Origin of the sequence: Sphingomonas sp. S6 (assembly GCF_043498045.1) — a bacterium.
Classification (GTDB): domain Bacteria; phylum Pseudomonadota; class Alphaproteobacteria; order Sphingomonadales; family Sphingomonadaceae; genus Sphingomonas.
This window is the reverse complement of record NZ_JBIEOE010000008.1, coordinates 1-14,295: the sequence shown is the minus strand read 5'-3', so window position 1 is coordinate 14,295 and position 14,295 is coordinate 1. Positions and strand designations below refer to the sequence as shown.

The 14,295-nt window shown below is 69.9% G+C and carries 14 protein-coding genes and 1 pseudogene; 2 read left to right on the top strand and 13 right to left on the bottom strand.

Going from position 1 to position 14,295, the window contains the following annotated elements; all coding sequences use genetic code 11:
- The first annotated feature begins 5 nt into the window (after positions 1-5).
- Positions 6-986, top strand: coding sequence for a type II secretion system F family protein (locus tag ACGVWT_RS13265; protein ID WP_165800833.1), 981 nt, complete (start codon positions 6-8; stop codon positions 984-986).
- Between the two features lie 22 nt (positions 987-1,008).
- On the opposite strand, the gene pyrC is transcribed toward ACGVWT_RS13265, so the two are convergent.
- Entirely contained in the window at positions 1,009-2,046 is a 1,038-nt protein-coding gene (gene pyrC / locus ACGVWT_RS13260) for a dihydroorotase (RefSeq protein WP_315460662.1), read from the bottom strand.
- Positions 2,047-2,117: 71 nt separating this feature from the next.
- Here pyrC and ACGVWT_RS13255 point away from each other — a divergent pair, with 71 nt between their 5' ends.
- Positions 2,118-2,822 carry a folate-binding protein YgfZ gene (locus tag ACGVWT_RS13255; protein WP_315460663.1) on the top strand — a complete coding sequence of 235 codons (705 nt, stop codon included), beginning with the start codon at positions 2,118-2,120 and terminating at the stop codon, positions 2,820-2,822.
- Between the two features lie 3 nt (positions 2,823-2,825).
- Here ACGVWT_RS13255 and ACGVWT_RS13250 read toward each other — a convergent pair whose 3' ends face one another.
- The 12 genes and pseudogenes from ACGVWT_RS13250 to ACGVWT_RS13195 form a co-directional block, all read right to left on the bottom strand.
- A complete protein-coding gene (locus tag ACGVWT_RS13250; RefSeq protein WP_315460664.1) occupies positions 2,826-4,127 on the bottom strand; it encodes a UDP-glucose/GDP-mannose dehydrogenase family protein in 1,302 nt (433 codons plus the stop codon).
- 252 nt (positions 4,128-4,379) lie between these two features.
- Positions 4,380-5,501, bottom strand: coding sequence for an OmpA family protein (locus ACGVWT_RS13245; protein WP_315460665.1), 1,122 nt, complete (start codon positions 5,499-5,501; stop codon positions 4,380-4,382).
- Positions 5,502-5,610: 109 nt separating this feature from the next.
- Positions 5,611-6,117, bottom strand: coding sequence for a DUF2793 domain-containing protein (locus ACGVWT_RS13240; RefSeq protein WP_315460666.1), 507 nt, complete (start codon positions 6,115-6,117; stop codon positions 5,611-5,613).
- A 3-nt stretch (positions 6,118-6,120) separates the two neighbouring features.
- Positions 6,121-8,253, bottom strand: coding sequence for a phage tail protein (locus ACGVWT_RS13235; protein ID WP_315460667.1), 2,133 nt, complete (start codon positions 8,251-8,253; stop codon positions 6,121-6,123).
- 401 nt (positions 8,254-8,654) lie between these two features.
- A pseudogene (locus ACGVWT_RS13230) lies at positions 8,655-9,452 on the bottom strand (DUF2163 domain-containing protein).
- Entirely contained in the window at positions 9,449-11,713 is a 2,265-nt protein-coding gene (locus ACGVWT_RS13225) for a DUF2460 domain-containing protein (RefSeq protein WP_315460669.1), read from the bottom strand. Before ACGVWT_RS13225 ends, ACGVWT_RS13230 begins: the two are co-directional and overlap by 4 nt.
- A gap of 157 nt (positions 11,714-11,870) precedes the next feature.
- Positions 11,871-12,413 carry a tail tape measure protein gene (locus ACGVWT_RS13220; RefSeq protein WP_315460670.1) on the bottom strand — a complete coding sequence of 181 codons (543 nt, stop codon included), beginning with the start codon at positions 12,411-12,413 and terminating at the stop codon, positions 11,871-11,873.
- On the bottom strand, positions 12,406-12,609 hold the full coding sequence (locus ACGVWT_RS13215; RefSeq protein ID WP_315460671.1) for a phage tail assembly chaperone: 204 nt from the start codon (positions 12,607-12,609) through the stop codon (positions 12,406-12,408). Before ACGVWT_RS13215 ends, ACGVWT_RS13220 begins: the two co-directional genes overlap by 8 nt.
- Positions 12,606-12,917 carry a gene transfer agent family protein gene (locus ACGVWT_RS13210; RefSeq protein WP_315460672.1) on the bottom strand — a complete coding sequence of 104 codons (312 nt, stop codon included), beginning with the start codon at positions 12,915-12,917 and terminating at the stop codon, positions 12,606-12,608. The genes ACGVWT_RS13215 and ACGVWT_RS13210 overlap by 4 nt, the downstream gene beginning before the upstream one ends.
- Positions 12,914-13,321 (bottom strand): phage major tail protein, TP901-1 family, encoded by a 408-nt coding sequence (locus ACGVWT_RS13205; protein WP_315460673.1) that lies wholly within the window; start codon positions 13,319-13,321, stop codon positions 12,914-12,916. The genes ACGVWT_RS13210 and ACGVWT_RS13205 overlap by 4 nt, the downstream gene beginning before the upstream one ends.
- Positions 13,322-13,334: 13 nt before the next feature.
- Entirely contained in the window at positions 13,335-13,715 is a 381-nt protein-coding gene (locus ACGVWT_RS13200) for a DUF3168 domain-containing protein (protein ID WP_315460674.1), read from the bottom strand.
- On the bottom strand, positions 13,712-14,206 hold the full coding sequence (locus ACGVWT_RS13195) for a hypothetical protein (protein WP_315460675.1): 495 nt from the start codon (positions 14,204-14,206) through the stop codon (positions 13,712-13,714). Before ACGVWT_RS13195 ends, ACGVWT_RS13200 begins: the two co-directional genes overlap by 4 nt.
- Positions 14,207-14,295 lie beyond the last annotated feature (89 nt).

The window sequence follows — 14,295 nt, the reverse complement described above, 5'->3', positions numbered from 1 at the left end:
GAGACATGCAGGCTTCCGGTCCGACACTAATGGGTATCGACGTGCTGTGGGTCGCGACGATCCTGTCGGGCGTCGCCGCCTTTGCGGTGATGATCGCGATCTACGCGGCTACGACGGTCAGCGATCCGATGAGCAAGCGCGTCAAGTCGCTGAACGACCGGCGCGAACAGCTGAAGGCGGGCATCACCGCCTCCACCAAGCGGCGCGCCAAGCTGATCCAGCGCAACGACACCACCGACCTGATGCGCACGATGCTGTCGTCGCTCAAGGTGCTGCAGGACAGCCAGGTCAAGGAAGCGCAGCTCAAGCTGATGCGCGCCGGCATCCGGTCGAAGGATTGGGCGGTCGGCGTCATCTTCGGTCGCATGATGCTGCCGATCGTATTCGGCGGGATCATGGCGTTCATCGTCTATGGCACCGCGACCTTCGACGATTGGTCGGCGCTCAAGCGCTATGCGCTGGTCGCAGGGACGCTGGTGCTGTCGTACAAAGCGCCCGACATCTACCTCAAGAACGCCATCACCAAGCGCACCGATGCGATCCGCAAGGGGCTGCCCGATGCGCTCGACCTGCTGGTGATCTGCGCCGAAGCCGGCCTGACGGTCGACGCCGCCTTCCATCGCGTCGCGAAGGAACTGGGCCGCGCCTATCCCGAGCTCGGCGACGAATTCACGCTGACCGCGATCGAACTGGGCTTCCTCACCGAACGGCGTCAGGCATTCGAGAATCTCGCGACGCGCGTCGAGCTCGATGCCATCAAGGGCGTGGTCACGACGATGATCCAGACCGAGAAATACGGCACGCCGCTCGCCTCGGCGCTCCGCGTCCTCTCGGCGGAATTCCGCAACGAACGCATGATGCGCGCCGAGGAAAAGGCCGCGCGCCTGCCCGCGATCATGACGATCCCGCTGATCCTGTTCATCCTACCGACGCTGTTCATCGTCATCCTCGGCCCGGCAGCCTGTTCGATCAACGACGCCTTCTGACGGATCCGGCGGGTTCGGGGGCTTAGCCTTCGAACCGCCATCCGACGGCGTCGCCGGCCAGGAAGGGCACGACCGACGTCTCGCCCTCGCCGATCCGCTCGGGCACCGTCACCGTGTCGCGAACCAGCGTCACCGTGCCCTCGTTCAGCGGCAGGCCATAGAAACGCGCGCCATGTTCCGACGCGAAGCCTTCGAACCGATCGATCGCGCCGTCCTCGTCAAAGGCCTGCAGATACGCTTCGAGCGCAAAGGGCGCATTGAAGATACCCGCGCAGCCACAGCTCGACACCTTGGCGCCGACCACGTGCGGCGCGCTGTCGGTCCCCAGGAAGAAGCGCGGGCTGCCCGACGTCGCCGCGCGGCGCACGGCCAAGCGATGCGCCTCGCGCTTCAGCACCGGCAGGCAATAGGCATGGGGACGCAGACCGCCATCGAACATTGCGTTGCGGTTGATCAGGATATGCTGCGGCGTGATCGTCGCGGCGATCGGATGATCGACCTCTCCGACGAAGGCAGCGGCTTCCGCGGTGGTGATATGCTCCAGCACGACCTTCAGCGCCGGATAGTCGCGGATCAGCGGCATCAACACGCGCTCGATGAACACCGCCTCGCGATCGAAGATATCGACCGACTTGTCCGTCACCTCGCCATGGATCAGCAGCGGCATGCCGATCCGCTGCATCGTCTCCAGCACATCGGCCAGCGCGCGAATATCGGTGACGCCATGCGTCGAATTCGTCGTCGCATGGGCCGGGTATAATTTACACGCGGTGAAGACGCCGGCCGCGTGCCCCGCCGCAATCTCCGCGGCGTCGATGCCGTCGGTCAGGTAACAGGTCATCAGCGGCGTAAAGCCGCCACCGTCGCCGACCGCCGCCAGGATCCGCTGCCGATAGGCCTCTGCCGCGGCGACGCTCGTCACCGGCGGGGTCAGGTTCGGCATCACGATTGCACGGCCGAATTGTCGCGCGGTGTGCCGTGCGACCTGCGTCAGCATCGCGCCATCGCGCAGGTGAACGTGCCAGTCGTCGGGGCGGCGGATGGTCAGGCGGTCGGTCATGCGCCCTCCTACCGTCGTCGGCGCCGTGTGGCCACCTTGGAAAATGGCGGCGACAGCCTAGGTGCACAGGTATGAACGCCACCACGCTCGCCGATCGCGCCGTCATCCGCCTGTCCGGAGAGGATGTGCGCGGGTTCCTTCAGGGCCTCGTCACCAATGACGTCACCGGCCCCTTGCCGGTCTGGTCGGCGCTGCTGACGCCACAGGGCAAGGCGCTGTTCGATTTCTTCGTCTGGGCCGATGGCGACGACCTGCTCCTCGACGTCGAAGCGTCCCAGGCGGACGCCCTCGTCCGACGGCTGACTCTCTATCGCCTGCGCCGGCCGATCCGCATCGCAATCGACACCGCGCTGGCGGTGCATTGGTCGCGCGATGGGACGGAAGGGGTCGCCGATCCCCGCCTGCCCGCGCTAGGGCAACGCTGGATCGCTCCCGCCTCGGACCCGGTCGACGGGTGGCATGCCCACCGCCTGTCGCTCGGCGTGACCGAAGGGGTCGGCGAACTCAGCAATGGCGAGACGCTCTGGCTCGAATGCAACGCGCGCGAACTCCACGGCGTCAGCTTCACCAAGGGCTGCTACATCGGCCAGGAAAATACCGCGCGGATGCACCATCGTGCCAAGGTCAACCGGCGCCTGGTCATAGCGCCCTTGACCGAGCCGGGCGATCGCACGCGTGCGACCTATCCCGACCTCGGCCTCATGATCGAACACCGCCGGGTCGAGGTCCTCGGCGATGCCCTGATCCCCGACTGGCTCGCCCCGGCGCTCGCCTGACGCTCACCGCCCGACGGCGGTATAGGCGAAGCCGGCGGCTTCCACCTCTTCGCGGCGGTAGACGTTGCGCAGGTCGACGAGCACCGGCGCGACCATCAGCGTCTTGAGCCGCGTCAGGTCGAGCGCGCGGAACGCGTCCCATTCGGTGACGATCACCACCGCGTCAGCGCCCTCGGCCGCATCATAGGCATCGCTGCAATAGGTGAGGTCCGGCATCATCCGCCGCGCCGGCTCGACGCCCTCGGGATCATAGGCCCGCACCGTCACGCCCTCGTCGAGCAGCGCCTGCGCGATCGCGATCGAGGGCGCGTCGCGCATGTCGTCGGTGTTGGGCTTGAAGGTGAGGCCCAGCAGCGCGACCATCTTGCCCTTGGGCGCATCGCCCAGCGCGTGCAGGACCTTGCGGCCCATCGCGCGCTTGCGGCTGTCGTTCACCTTCACCACCGCCTCGACGATGTGGATCGGGCTCTCGAAATCCTCGGCGGTCTTGAGCAGTGCCAGCGTATCCTTGGGGAAGCACGAACCGCCATAGCCCGGGCCGGCATGCAGGAATTTCTTGCCGATGCGGTTGTCGAGCCCGATGCCGCGGCTGACGTCCTGCACGTCCGCCCCCACCGCCTCGCACAGATCGGCGATCTCGTTGATGAAGGTGATCTTGGTCGCGAGGAAAGCGTTGGCGGCATATTTGATCAGCTCGCTGGTGCGGCGGCTGACGAACAGGATCGGCGATTCGTTGAGGTAGAGCGGGCGGTACACGCCGCGCATCACCCGCTGTGCGCCCTCGTCATCGGTGCCGATGACGATGCGGTCGGGACGCTTGAAGTCGCCGATCGCGGCGCCTTCGCGCAGGAATTCGGGGTTGGAAACGACCTGGACGTCGACCTCGGGGCGCTTCTCCCGCAGGATCGCCTCCACCTTGTCGCCCGTGCCGACCGGCACGGTCGACTTGGTGACGACGACGGTCGGACCGGTCACCGCCGCGGCGATCTCTTCGGTCGCGGCAAAGACGTAGCTGAGGTCGGCATGGCCATCGCCGCGGCGCGAGGGTGTGCCGACCGCGATGAAGATCGCATCGGCGCCCGCCACGGACGATGCCAGATCGGTGGTGAAGGTCAGCCGCCCCGCTGCTACGTTGCTCGCGACCAGCGTATCGAGTCCCGGCTCGTAGATCGGCATCCGCCCCGCCTTCAGCGCGGCGATCTTGCCCTCGTCCTTGTCGACGCAGATCACCTCATGCCCGAAATCGGCAAAGCAGGCGCCCGACACCAGGCCGACATAGCCCGAACCGATCATCGTAATGCGCATCGATACCTCGTCGTGAGGGGTGATCCCCCGGTCACGCGCTCTCTAGCCGAACAGGACGCGATTGCCACCCTCCCAACCGGATGAGCTTTAAACCTATGATTATCAGCGCGTTACTCTCTGCGAGAAGTCGGACCGACCCGTCCGGACGCCTTCACAACTGCGCATCGTGCGGTGAACCATATCAACCGCAAACGAAAAGGGAGGCCGGCTTGCGCCGACCTCCCTGATCGTATCCCAACGGTGGGACTGGTCTTACTGACCAGCGCCCGGACCGTAGGTAATCTCGACGCGACGGTTCTGCACTTCGCGAACGCCATCGGCGGTCTGAACACGCAGACGGGTTTCGCCGAACGCTTCGGTCGAAATCTGCGCCGCCGGGACGGCGTGCGAGGTCATGTACGCCTTGACCGAGTCGGCACGACGCTGCGACAGACCCAGGTTGTACTTCGGCGTACCCGACGTGTCGGTGTAACCCGCAACCATGACCTGCGCGTTGTTGCAGTTCTGGTACTGGCTGACCGCGTTGTCGAGGATCGACGCTGCTTCCGGGGTGATGTCCGACTTGTTCCATTCGAAGAACACGATGAACGGACCAGGCGAGCAGACCGGCGCTTCGACCGGCGGCGGCGGCGGAGCAGGAGTCGGCTCCGGAGCAGGCGGCGGCGGCGGCGGCGGCGGCGGGGTCGGCGAACCGAAGTTGTAGGTGATGCCGCCCAGGATGCTGTGCGAACGGAAGCGACCGTCGAACGTGCGGTTGGTCACGTCGACCAGCTTGACGTTGTCGGCGTTGAAGAAGCGATACTTCAGCGTCGCGTCGATGTGGTCGGTCAGCGGAGCGCGCACGCCCGCCAAGCCCTGCCATGCGAACACGGTGTCCGAATCGTCGACGAAATTACCGCGGGTGTTCAGCTGGTAGTTCGCCTTGACGCGAGCAACACCGACACCGCCGCCGACGAAGCCCTGGATGCCGTCATCGTCACCGAAGTCGAGCAAGCCGTTCAGCATGAAGCTGAGTGCCGAGGTGCGGCCTCCAGCATAGCTGTACGAGCCGGCGGGCATGTTCGTCAGCGCTCCGGTCGACGTATACATCGGCGTGGTCAGCGTCGAGGTGTACGCATCGACGGTCGCGCTGCGATAGCCGACTTCGGTTTCGACGCGGAACCCGCCGAAATCGTAGCCGATCACGCCGTCGACGTCATAGCCATAGTTGTGATCGACGGTGGCCGCATTGCGCGACGCGCCGATGTCATAGTTGATGTCTTCGACGATCATCGCACCGCCTTCGACGCCGACGTACCACGACTTGTCGCGGGCGAGGGCGGGAGTGGCGAGTGCGGTGGAGGCCAGTGCCAGAACGACGGCAAGCTTCCGCATAGAAGTCCCCTTTCTTGAGTGTCACTACGGACAGCGCAAACTCACTATCGGAGGGTTGGTTTCCACGCAAGCCGACAAAAGGTCGGAACTGTTGCGTCAATGTCACAGGTCAGCTGGTGCCGATCAGCCCGTGGCCGCGTAGCGCGCCAAGGACCGCGACCAGCGTTGACCGCGCGACATCGTCGATCACGCCTCCGCCCTGCGGGTCGCCGATCGCCCCCTTGCGGGATCCGACGACCTGCTGCCCGCCCACCGTCAGGCGCGCCCCGCGTACGTCACTTTCTTGCCACAGACCTCCCCTGTAAGCGATTGGTATCGCTTGCGAAACGTCCCATACGATCAGGTTCTCCTGTGGGTCGACGAAGCGCCATCCCCCCTCGCTCCAGCCCGCCAGTCGATTAGCCTGGCCCGCCCACGCGCCGGTCGGATTGGCCCCGACGACCCAGCATTGCCCGACGCCCGGCGACGAGGGCGGCGCCCCCAGCCCGACCCCCTGCACCACCGGATGCAACAGCATATTGATCAGCGTCAGCGCCTCATTATGCGTCAGCTCCTTGTCCGCTTGCCCTGCCGCCAGCAGCGGCAGGGCGAATCGCGACGTCGTCAGACTGGTCATCGATCAAGCTCCCAGATCGGAAAATGTCAGATGCGCCGGCGGCGAGACCGCGAGCGTTCCCTGTTGCACGACGGTGACGACGGCACCGGCATCGCCCACCTCGATCGACAGCGTCGGTACCGTCGTCTCGACGGTGCGCACGCCGCCATCCGGCCGCGCGATCGTCACGCGATAGCGTTCGCTCTCTTCCCCCACGGCCGCGTCGAGCCCATCGCGCCAGGTCCACCCCGCCCGACTGCGTCGGATCCAGCCGAGCTGCCGCCCACCCACCGCGTCCCGCAGCAGCCGCAGATGCACCGGCGATGGCGGCGCCACCGACGGGCCGGTCACGATCACCGCGGCAGTGGCGGGCGCGGCAGTATCGCCCACCCCGCTCGCCATCAGCCGCACGCGCCGTCCGATCGCCGTGACCGGCAGATCAATCGCCGCCACCGCATCGCGTTCGATCAGCGCGAAGCGATCGCCCGGCCGCTGCGTACCGATCGCCGCCTCGGTTCCCCGCACGCCCCGTCGCAGCCCGGTCAACGCCCAGCGCCCCGCACCCAGCGGCTCGGCGAGCGCGAACCGGATGAGTTCGTCGCCGACCAGCGCGAGGTTCCCACCCTGCGCCAGCCGCGTCGCGTCGGCATCGTTGAGCACCATGTTCGCCCGCATCAGTCTTACGATCAGCCGGCTGCGCGTATCGATCAGCCAGGGAGACGCCGCATCCGGCGCCCCCTCGATCACCCCGATCGTCGCCGGCGCCGCCGTACCGCCCGCGCCCGTCCAGCTGGCGCCATCGTCGAGGCTATAGAGCAGCGCCGCCTGCCGCCATCCCGCCCCCTCACCACAGGCCAGAATCGACACGCGTGGCTGGGCCAGCGGCGCATCCTCCAGCCCGGGCCATTCCGCCGCCACAAGCAGCGTCCGCCCGATACGCACATCCGCCGCCCCCGCGACCGTGCCGCTGCTCGCCCTTACCGGCAGCGCGGCCGGCGCCAGCGGCACCAGGTCCAGCGTCGTCGCCAGCCCCGCCATCGTCGCCTGCGCCACCCGCCAGCGCCCCGCCTCACCGACGATCGTGACGATCGCACCCGGTGCGATCTCCAGCCCTTCGCGACCCAGCGTCACCCGTCGCCGCGTCCGCTCGCTTTCGGCCCGCGCCAGCAGCGCCGCCGCCACGCGCTTCGCCTCGCCCGCTGCCAGCACCGCCGGCAGATCGACGCGGTCGACCGCCTGGCCCGCCCCCGGCCGCCGCACGCGCTGCACGCCGATCTGATAGTCCCGCGCCGGGTCATGATGCGCCACCGCCACCTCGCGCACGGTTCCGCCCGCCGCCGCGACGCTGCGCCGGCGCTCCTTGCCGGTATCGGCGATCGCCACCGCCGCCCCGCCGGCATCGCTCCGCACCAGCGTCGCGCCATCGGCCCGCCACCAGCCGCCATCGATCGTCGCCAGCGTCTCCAGCACGCCGCGCACGCTCGCGCCCGACGCCGCAAAGCCACCCAGCATCACCCCATCCGCGCCGCGTACCTCCGCCGCCAGCGCTGCCGCGACCGCCCCGCTCGCCACCGGCGCCGCGTCGGCCTCCACCTCGAAGGTCAATGACGGGATGCGGTTTCCGTAATCGGCCAGCTGCATCCCCTCGAACACCGCATAAGCGATGCCGCGATACGCCGGCACCGCCCCCAGGGCGGAGGCGATCAGCGGATCGACCGCCTGATCCTCGCCGCCGGTATGCAGGCGAAACCCCGTCACGCTCTTCCAGTCGCCCGCCGCCCCGCGCAGCAGCTTCCCCTCCGCCCAGATCCGCCGGACGCTGCGGATCGGCCGCGCCGACAGCGCGACGGCGAACGACACGCTATAACTATAGGTGTTGGTTCCCGGCTGGCCCTTGCCGCTGCGGCTGGTCGTGCGCGTCTCGATCAGATCGGTCGACCAGATCACCGTGCCCGCCATCCGGATCGTCCCGAACAGCTTCGGGATCGGCGTGCCATAGCTCGACGTCTGCACCGACAGGTCGCTCAGCCGCGGCCCCTCGCGCGCCGCGCCGCGGAACAATCGCCCGGCGATCGCCTGCCCCGCCAGCGCACCCAGAGCTCCCCCGATCGGCCCGCCGATCGCCCGCCCGACCGTCGTCAGCACCAGCGTCGCCATCCGCCCCTCCCCCGATATACCGCCACGCCCCGATCAGCGGCCAGTCCGCCGCCCCCGGCCGCTCGACCACGCGGCGCAATCCCGCATCGGCATGGACGAAGCCTGCCGCCGTCTTCACCGCACCATGGATCTGCCCCGGCCCCACCGCGAACAGCAGCACGTCGCCCGGTCGCGTTCCGTCGCCACGTGCCAGCACCGCATCGAAGCCCGCCGCCACCACCGCCGGATCACCGCCGCGCAGCGGATAGCCGCTCGGCACCTCCCCCTCCCAGCCGGCGTCCCGCAACGCCGCCGCAATCACCCCGATACAGTCCAGCCCATGGGGCGTATCCCGCCCGTGCAACCGGAACCGCGCGCCGACCAGCGCCAGCGCCGCCGCCGCGACCGCATCCGCCGCGCCGTCATCCACCGGGGTAGCGCGTCAGCAGGTCGATCCCCGGCAGATGCGGCTCACCGCGAAAGTTCGCGCCATTGCCGAACCGCGTCACTCAGGTCGCAAAGCTCTTGTCGCACCCCTCGAGGACCTCGACCAACGTACCCGCCGCCACCGCAAAGGCGGGCGCCGCGCGCAGCGTCACCGTCGTGCCCTCCGACGCGTCGATGCCCTGCGACAGGCCCGCATTGCCGCCGCCGAACCAGCGCAGCACGCCGCCCGCATAGCCTCCCGCCACCGGCTCGCTCCCGTCCAGCGTTACCACCCGCTCGACCGCCGACACCACCCGCGCAAACCGCCGCCGCCCCGCCATGGCCACGCGGCAGCGCGCATCGCCCAAGTCGGCGCGGCATTCGGCGGAGGTTTCCTCCACCACCGCACGCGCCAGCGCCGCGCTCACGCCCGCCAGTTCCGCGGTAAAGCCATGGTCGGTCAGCTCGACCGCCCCGATCCGGCCCTCGCCCAGCTCGGCCAGCCGATCGCCCGTCTCCCAGTCCACCGCGAACACCCGCACCCGCGCCCCGTCCCAGCGCCCGGCGAGCAGATCCGCCTCGCCGATCGCCGCGCTGGTCAGCGCCCCGCCGATATCCATCGTATCCGCCTCCAACCCGGCGGAGCGCTCGATCGCCGACGGCACCATGCCCGGCGCGGCGCGGTGGATCAGGCCGTCGATGGTCAGATCGCGATCATGCGTCGTCAGCCCGATCGCGACCCCGTCGCGTCGCTCCACCCGCCAGCACGCCGCGATACACGACAGCGCGCTCACCCGCGCACCTCGATCAGCGGCACCGACACCGCCTCGCCCGCCAGGAACGTCGACCGCGCCACCCGCAGCCGATCCTCGGCAAAGCGCACCATCACGTCGAAGGTGAAGCTCGCCCGCACCCCCGCACCCTTGGCCGGCGCCGCGTCGAGCACCACCACGCCATCGGCCTCGAGCGCAAAGGCCTGCGTCGCCGCGCCATCCACGCTGATCCGCACGCTCCCTGCCACCGGCCGCACGATCCGCCGCGTCGATGCGCCGTAATGACGAACCAGCTCGAACCGCCTCGTCGCGCCGTCGCCCGTCCCGATCGCCTCGTCCACGCCGCTCGCATCGAACGGATCGCGCAAGCGGAATGCACGCGCCGGCCCCATCCGCGCGCGGAAGAAGGCGAGCAATGTCGCGATGTCCGCCTCGGAACTTATGCCCGGCCCGACGTCGTAGCTGGTCCGCGCCTCCGCCCAGCCCGCGCTGCGCTGCTCCGCGCCGCCCGCCGCGGTCAGGATCGCGGTGGAAAAGGCCGGCGCCACCTCCGCCTCGCGCCCCAGCGCCAGCGGGAACAGCACGTCGTCATAGTCCTGCATGTCGCCCTCTCCCTCGAAGCGGACGAAGCCGTCGCGCATCACCTGCGGCAGCGCCCACAGCACCACCGACGCGACGCCGCGCGCCCGCGCCACCTGTCCCGCCGTCTCGATCAGCGCCCATTGCGCCGCCTGCTCGGGGCGCAGCACGAAGCCCGACAGATAATGCTGCCGGTCGCGCGGATAGCCGAGCCGCGCCTCCGCCGCCGCGACGCCCCGCGCGGTCGCGGCGGCATCGCCCTCGGTCACCCAGTCGTAATCCTCCAGCTGCAGCACGTCGAAGGCGGGATACGCCCAGCCCAGCGGCATATTGGCGCGCTTCAATTCCGGCGCCGCGCGGTCGAGCACCGTCGGCAGATAGGTGAGCAGCAGAGTCTGCGTCTCCGGGAACGCCGCCTTCACCCATCCCGCCAGCGCCGCGGTCGACGCCGCCAGCGCCGCCCCCGCCCGATCCATCGTCGCACGCTGGCTTGCGTCCATGGTCCCGCGCACGCTCGGGATCGCCACCGGCGTCAGCGCCGCCACGGCCGCCGCGTCGTACAGGCACGGTCGCCCGTCCGGCATCGTCCACCACCAGGGCTCGCCGATCTGGAACTTCGGCCGCAATCCTCCCGCGACCCCGATCCCGACGAAGGCCGCCGCCACCTGCCGCAGATAGCCCATTGCCCCGTCATGGCACGGGGACAGCAAGGTCGACGGGGGCTCCCACCCGGTCAGCGCCGGCGCTCCGTCGGCCGCGCGCTGCTTCCAGTCGTTCCAGCAATGCGCGTCGAACAGCTCGTAGCTCAGCGACCAGATGACGTCATAGCCCAGCGCCTTCGCGCGGGCCGCAAAGTCGCGATGCCACGCCGCACAGGCCACGTTCAGCACGCCGCCGGTCAGCCCGACATAAAAGCCGCCGTACAGCGCATCGAGCCGGAAATAATGGCTCATCCCCACATAATGCGTGATCGCCCCGCGATAGCCGAGATACAGCGCATTGCGCAGCAGCCGCGCCGGCGTCAGATGATAGCTGTCGTCATAGCCGCTTGCGATCTGGAACCCGTGCTCGGGCAGCACTGCCTCGCCGATGCCGATCACCGCCCCCGGCCCCTCGCACGCGATGCCGGTCAGCTCGACCCACCCCTCCTGCGCCGCGGCCAGCGGCGCGTCGGTCTCGTCGAACTCCCGCGCCACCAGCGATACGAACATCCGGTCGACATCGCCCGCCCATACCGGGTCCGCCTCGGCCGGCAGGGCGAAGCCGCCGACCACGCTCGCAAAGTCGATCTCGACACTGGCATCCTCCGGGTTGCCGGTCGCATAATTCCACAGCCGCACATGCCACACGCGCGCCTTGCCCGCGGCATCCCGCCCCTCGATCGTCAGCGTCGGCCCGCGGATCGCATCCAGCGGCTTCACCCCTGCCGACCGCCAGCGGAACCGCAGCCGGCAGCCCCGAAAATCCCGCGCCGTCTCGTACCGCAGCAGCGGATGGTCGAACCGATCCTCCGCTTCCCAGATCAGTCCGGCCAGATCGCTCCGCCGATAGAAGACCGCATCCACCCGCAGCGCATCCGGCGCCGGATTGGTCACTGCCGCCATCATCGGCCGCGGAAAATTGACCGTCCAGAACCGCGGATCGAACCGGCTGAGGACACCCGCCTCCTGCTCCACCCGCTGCGAACACAGCCAATGCGCCATGATGTCTCTCCACGATTGCGAGGCGGGGCGGCGAGGGTCCGCCCCCCCTCCGTCACCCCGGCCTTGAGCCGGGGTCCCGCTTCTTCTCGCCTGCCCCGCGCCACAGCGGGACCCCGGATCACGTCCGGGGTGACGAGGAATGCTGCCCTCAAAACCCCTACCCCTCCAACGCCGCCCGCACCGCGCGCGCCACCTGCCGGCTCGACCGTTGCAGCGCCGCCGGCGCTTCCCCCGCCCCCGCCTGCACATGGATCGTCACCCGCACGTCGCGCGCCGCCGCCGGAACCGCCGCCTCTACCCGCCCGGCCGCCGTCGGCACGAACAGCTCAGGGCCACGCTCGCCGACGATATAGCCGCGCCCCGGCGTCACCGGCCCGCCGGTCGCCCGCCCCGGCAGACCACCCAGCAACCCGGCCAATGCCCCGCCTAACGACCCGCCCCCGCCCGCCGCCTGCACACCGCTGCGCACCGCCGCCCGCGCGATCTCCGCCAGCACGCCCAGCGCCGTCGCCTTCAGGTCGTCGAACCCGAACTGGCCGGTCCGCGCCGCGCGCAGCAGCGCCCGCTCGATCGACTGCCCCGCCCGATCGGCACCCGCGCCCAGTTCGTCCTCCAGCGTCGCGCGCATCGTTTCCACCTCGCGCGCGAAGCCCGCGGTGTCGGCGCGCACGCCCACCGCCATCCGCTCCACCTCATCCATCGGGATCGGCCCTCCGCATCGCCGCGATCGTCGCGGCATCGGGCGGCGCCACCGCCGCCCCGGCCCCGCCGCTCGCCGCCGTCACCACCGCCGCCAGCTCGGCCGGCGTCGCCCGCCAGAAGGCATCGGGCGGCCAGCCCAATGCCGCCCCGGCAAAGCCCGCCAGCCGCACCGCACAGTCACGAAACTCGCTCATCGCCCGGCCAGGATCTGGCTCAGCAGCACGCGCAGCACCGGCGTCAGCTTGGCGAGCCCCAGCGCCGCCAGCGCCTCGCCCAGCACCTCGCGCGTCACCTCCTCCGGCACCTCGCGCAGGCAGTGCCAGAACAGCGCCACCAGTTCGCCGAACCCCAGCTTCCCCGCCGCCGCGCGCTCGACGAGTTCGAACAATGGCCCCAGCTCCGCCTCCGCCGCGACCAAAGCCTGAAAGCTCGGTCGCAACACGAGGTCGCAGCCGTTGACCCGCACCGCGCATTCCCCGCGGGCTTCGTTCGCCCCGCTCATGCCGCCACCACCGGGCCGGAGCTTTCCAACGCGATCGTGTAGGAGCGCTCGCCATTGAAATCGCCCGCATAATCCAGCCGCGTGACCAGGAACCGGCCGGTCATGCTCTCGCCGCTCTCGAAGCTCAGCCGATAATCGTCGATCGTGCCGGCAAGCGCGCTCGCCTTGATCCGCGTTTCCGCCGCCGATCCGGTGAACACGCCCGCGCCGCTCACGCTGACGCTGCGTACGCCCGCGCCCGACAGCAACTGCCGCCAGCCGCCCGAATCCTTGGTCGTCACCACCACCGCTTCGCCGTTGACGCTCAATTGCGTCGTGCGCAGCCCCGCCACCGTCGCGAAGGCCGGCGTCGCCGCCCCATCGCCGACCTTCAGCAGGAACGCACCGCCCCGTTCCACCGCCATCGCCATTCTCCTGTTATTGAACCCGGTACATCCGCACCGCGAATTCGCTCGATGCCACCCAGCGGTCGCCCTTGCCGCGCTGGATGCGGCTCTTGGTCAGTCGCAGCCCCATCAGCTGCCACCCCTCGCCCAAGCCCCGCGGCACGCCCGCTGCCGCCGTCTCGACCGCGCCGACCAGCGCGCGCAGCCGCGCCGGGCTTTCGCCCGTGTCGACATAGTCGACCGCGATCGTGCCGGTCCGCCCGTTCACCCCCGCCGCATCGCTGGCGCCCAGCACCGCCTCGCCCAGCACCGCGACCGGCATCGCCGCCCGCGCCGTCGGCGCGTCGAACACCCGGCACGTCGCTTTCAGATGCGCGAGCACCGCCGCATGCAGCACCGCCCCCGCGCTCATGCCCGCGCCTCCACGCCCAGCCGCATCCGCCGATACGGCCGCCACAGCGCCGCCACCGCCGCGGGCGGCATCGCCTCGCCATCGCGCCGCTCGAACAGATGCGCCGCCAGCAGCACCACGCCCTGCATCACCGCCTCGGGCAGCGCCTCCCACGCCGCCGCAAGTCCCGCTGAATAGCGCACCACCATCTCGCCGCCGTCGACCTTCACCCAGCCGACCCCGCCCGCATCGATGTCCATCCCCAGCCCGCTGCCGCCGGTGATCCCACGCACCGGCATCGCCGCCAGCCGCTGCCACCCGGCGCGCGGTTGCAACCGCTCCTCGCACTCACGCGCCACCAGCATCTGGCCGCAGAACGCCTCCGCCAGCCCCAGCGCCGTGCCGCTCGCACGTAGCAGCACCGGATCGGGCGCCTCGCCGATCCGCAAATAGGTCGCCGTCGCAGCCGCCGCGTTCGCGACCGCCGCGGCCGGCATCGCCGCCGCTCCCATCCCGCTCTCCTTGAAAAGGGCGGTTCCGGCCCGCTCCCCCTCCCGGCCACCCACACGGTATCCTGATGGGTGGCCGGGAGGGGGAGCGG

Bases quoted from the DNA above. Each gene is read 5' to 3' on its own strand.
- ACGVWT_RS13240 (WP_315460666.1), bottom strand. From the start codon at position 6,117: ATGACCAGTCTGACGACGTCGCGATTCGCCCTGCCGCTGCTGGCGGCA.
- ACGVWT_RS13265 (WP_165800833.1), top strand. From the start codon at position 6: ATGCAGGCTTCCGGTCCGACACTAATGGGTATCGACGTGCTGTGGGTC.
- ACGVWT_RS13215 (WP_315460671.1), bottom strand. From the start codon at position 12,609: ATGAGCGAGTTTCGTGACTGTGCGGTGCGGCTGGCGGGCTTTGCCGGG.
- pyrC (WP_315460662.1), bottom strand. From the start codon at position 2,046: ATGACCGACCGCCTGACCATCCGCCGCCCCGACGACTGGCACGTTCAC.
- ACGVWT_RS13205 (WP_315460673.1), bottom strand. From the start codon at position 13,321: ATGGCGGTGGAACGGGGCGGTGCGTTCCTGCTGAAGGTCGGCGATGGG.
- ACGVWT_RS13200 (WP_315460674.1), bottom strand. From the start codon at position 13,715: ATGAGCGCGGGGGCGGTGCTGCATGCGGCGGTGCTCGCGCATCTGAAA.
- ACGVWT_RS13255 (WP_315460663.1), top strand. From the start codon at position 2,118: ATGAACGCCACCACGCTCGCCGATCGCGCCGTCATCCGCCTGTCCGGA.
- ACGVWT_RS13225 (WP_315460669.1), bottom strand. From the start codon at position 11,713: ATGGCGCATTGGCTGTGTTCGCAGCGGGTGGAGCAGGAGGCGGGTGTC.
- ACGVWT_RS13235 (WP_315460667.1), bottom strand. From the start codon at position 8,253: ATGGCGACGCTGGTGCTGACGACGGTCGGGCGGGCGATCGGCGGGCCG.
- ACGVWT_RS13245 (WP_315460665.1), bottom strand. From the start codon at position 5,501: ATGCGGAAGCTTGCCGTCGTTCTGGCACTGGCCTCCACCGCACTCGCC.
- ACGVWT_RS13210 (WP_315460672.1), bottom strand. From the start codon at position 12,917: ATGAGCGGGGCGAACGAAGCCCGCGGGGAATGCGCGGTGCGGGTCAAC.
- ACGVWT_RS13220 (WP_315460670.1), bottom strand. From the start codon at position 12,413: ATGGATGAGGTGGAGCGGATGGCGGTGGGCGTGCGCGCCGACACCGCG.
- ACGVWT_RS13195 (WP_315460675.1), bottom strand. From the start codon at position 14,206: ATGGGAGCGGCGGCGATGCCGGCCGCGGCGGTCGCGAACGCGGCGGCT.
- ACGVWT_RS13250 (WP_315460664.1), bottom strand. From the start codon at position 4,127: ATGCGCATTACGATGATCGGTTCGGGCTATGTCGGCCTGGTGTCGGGC.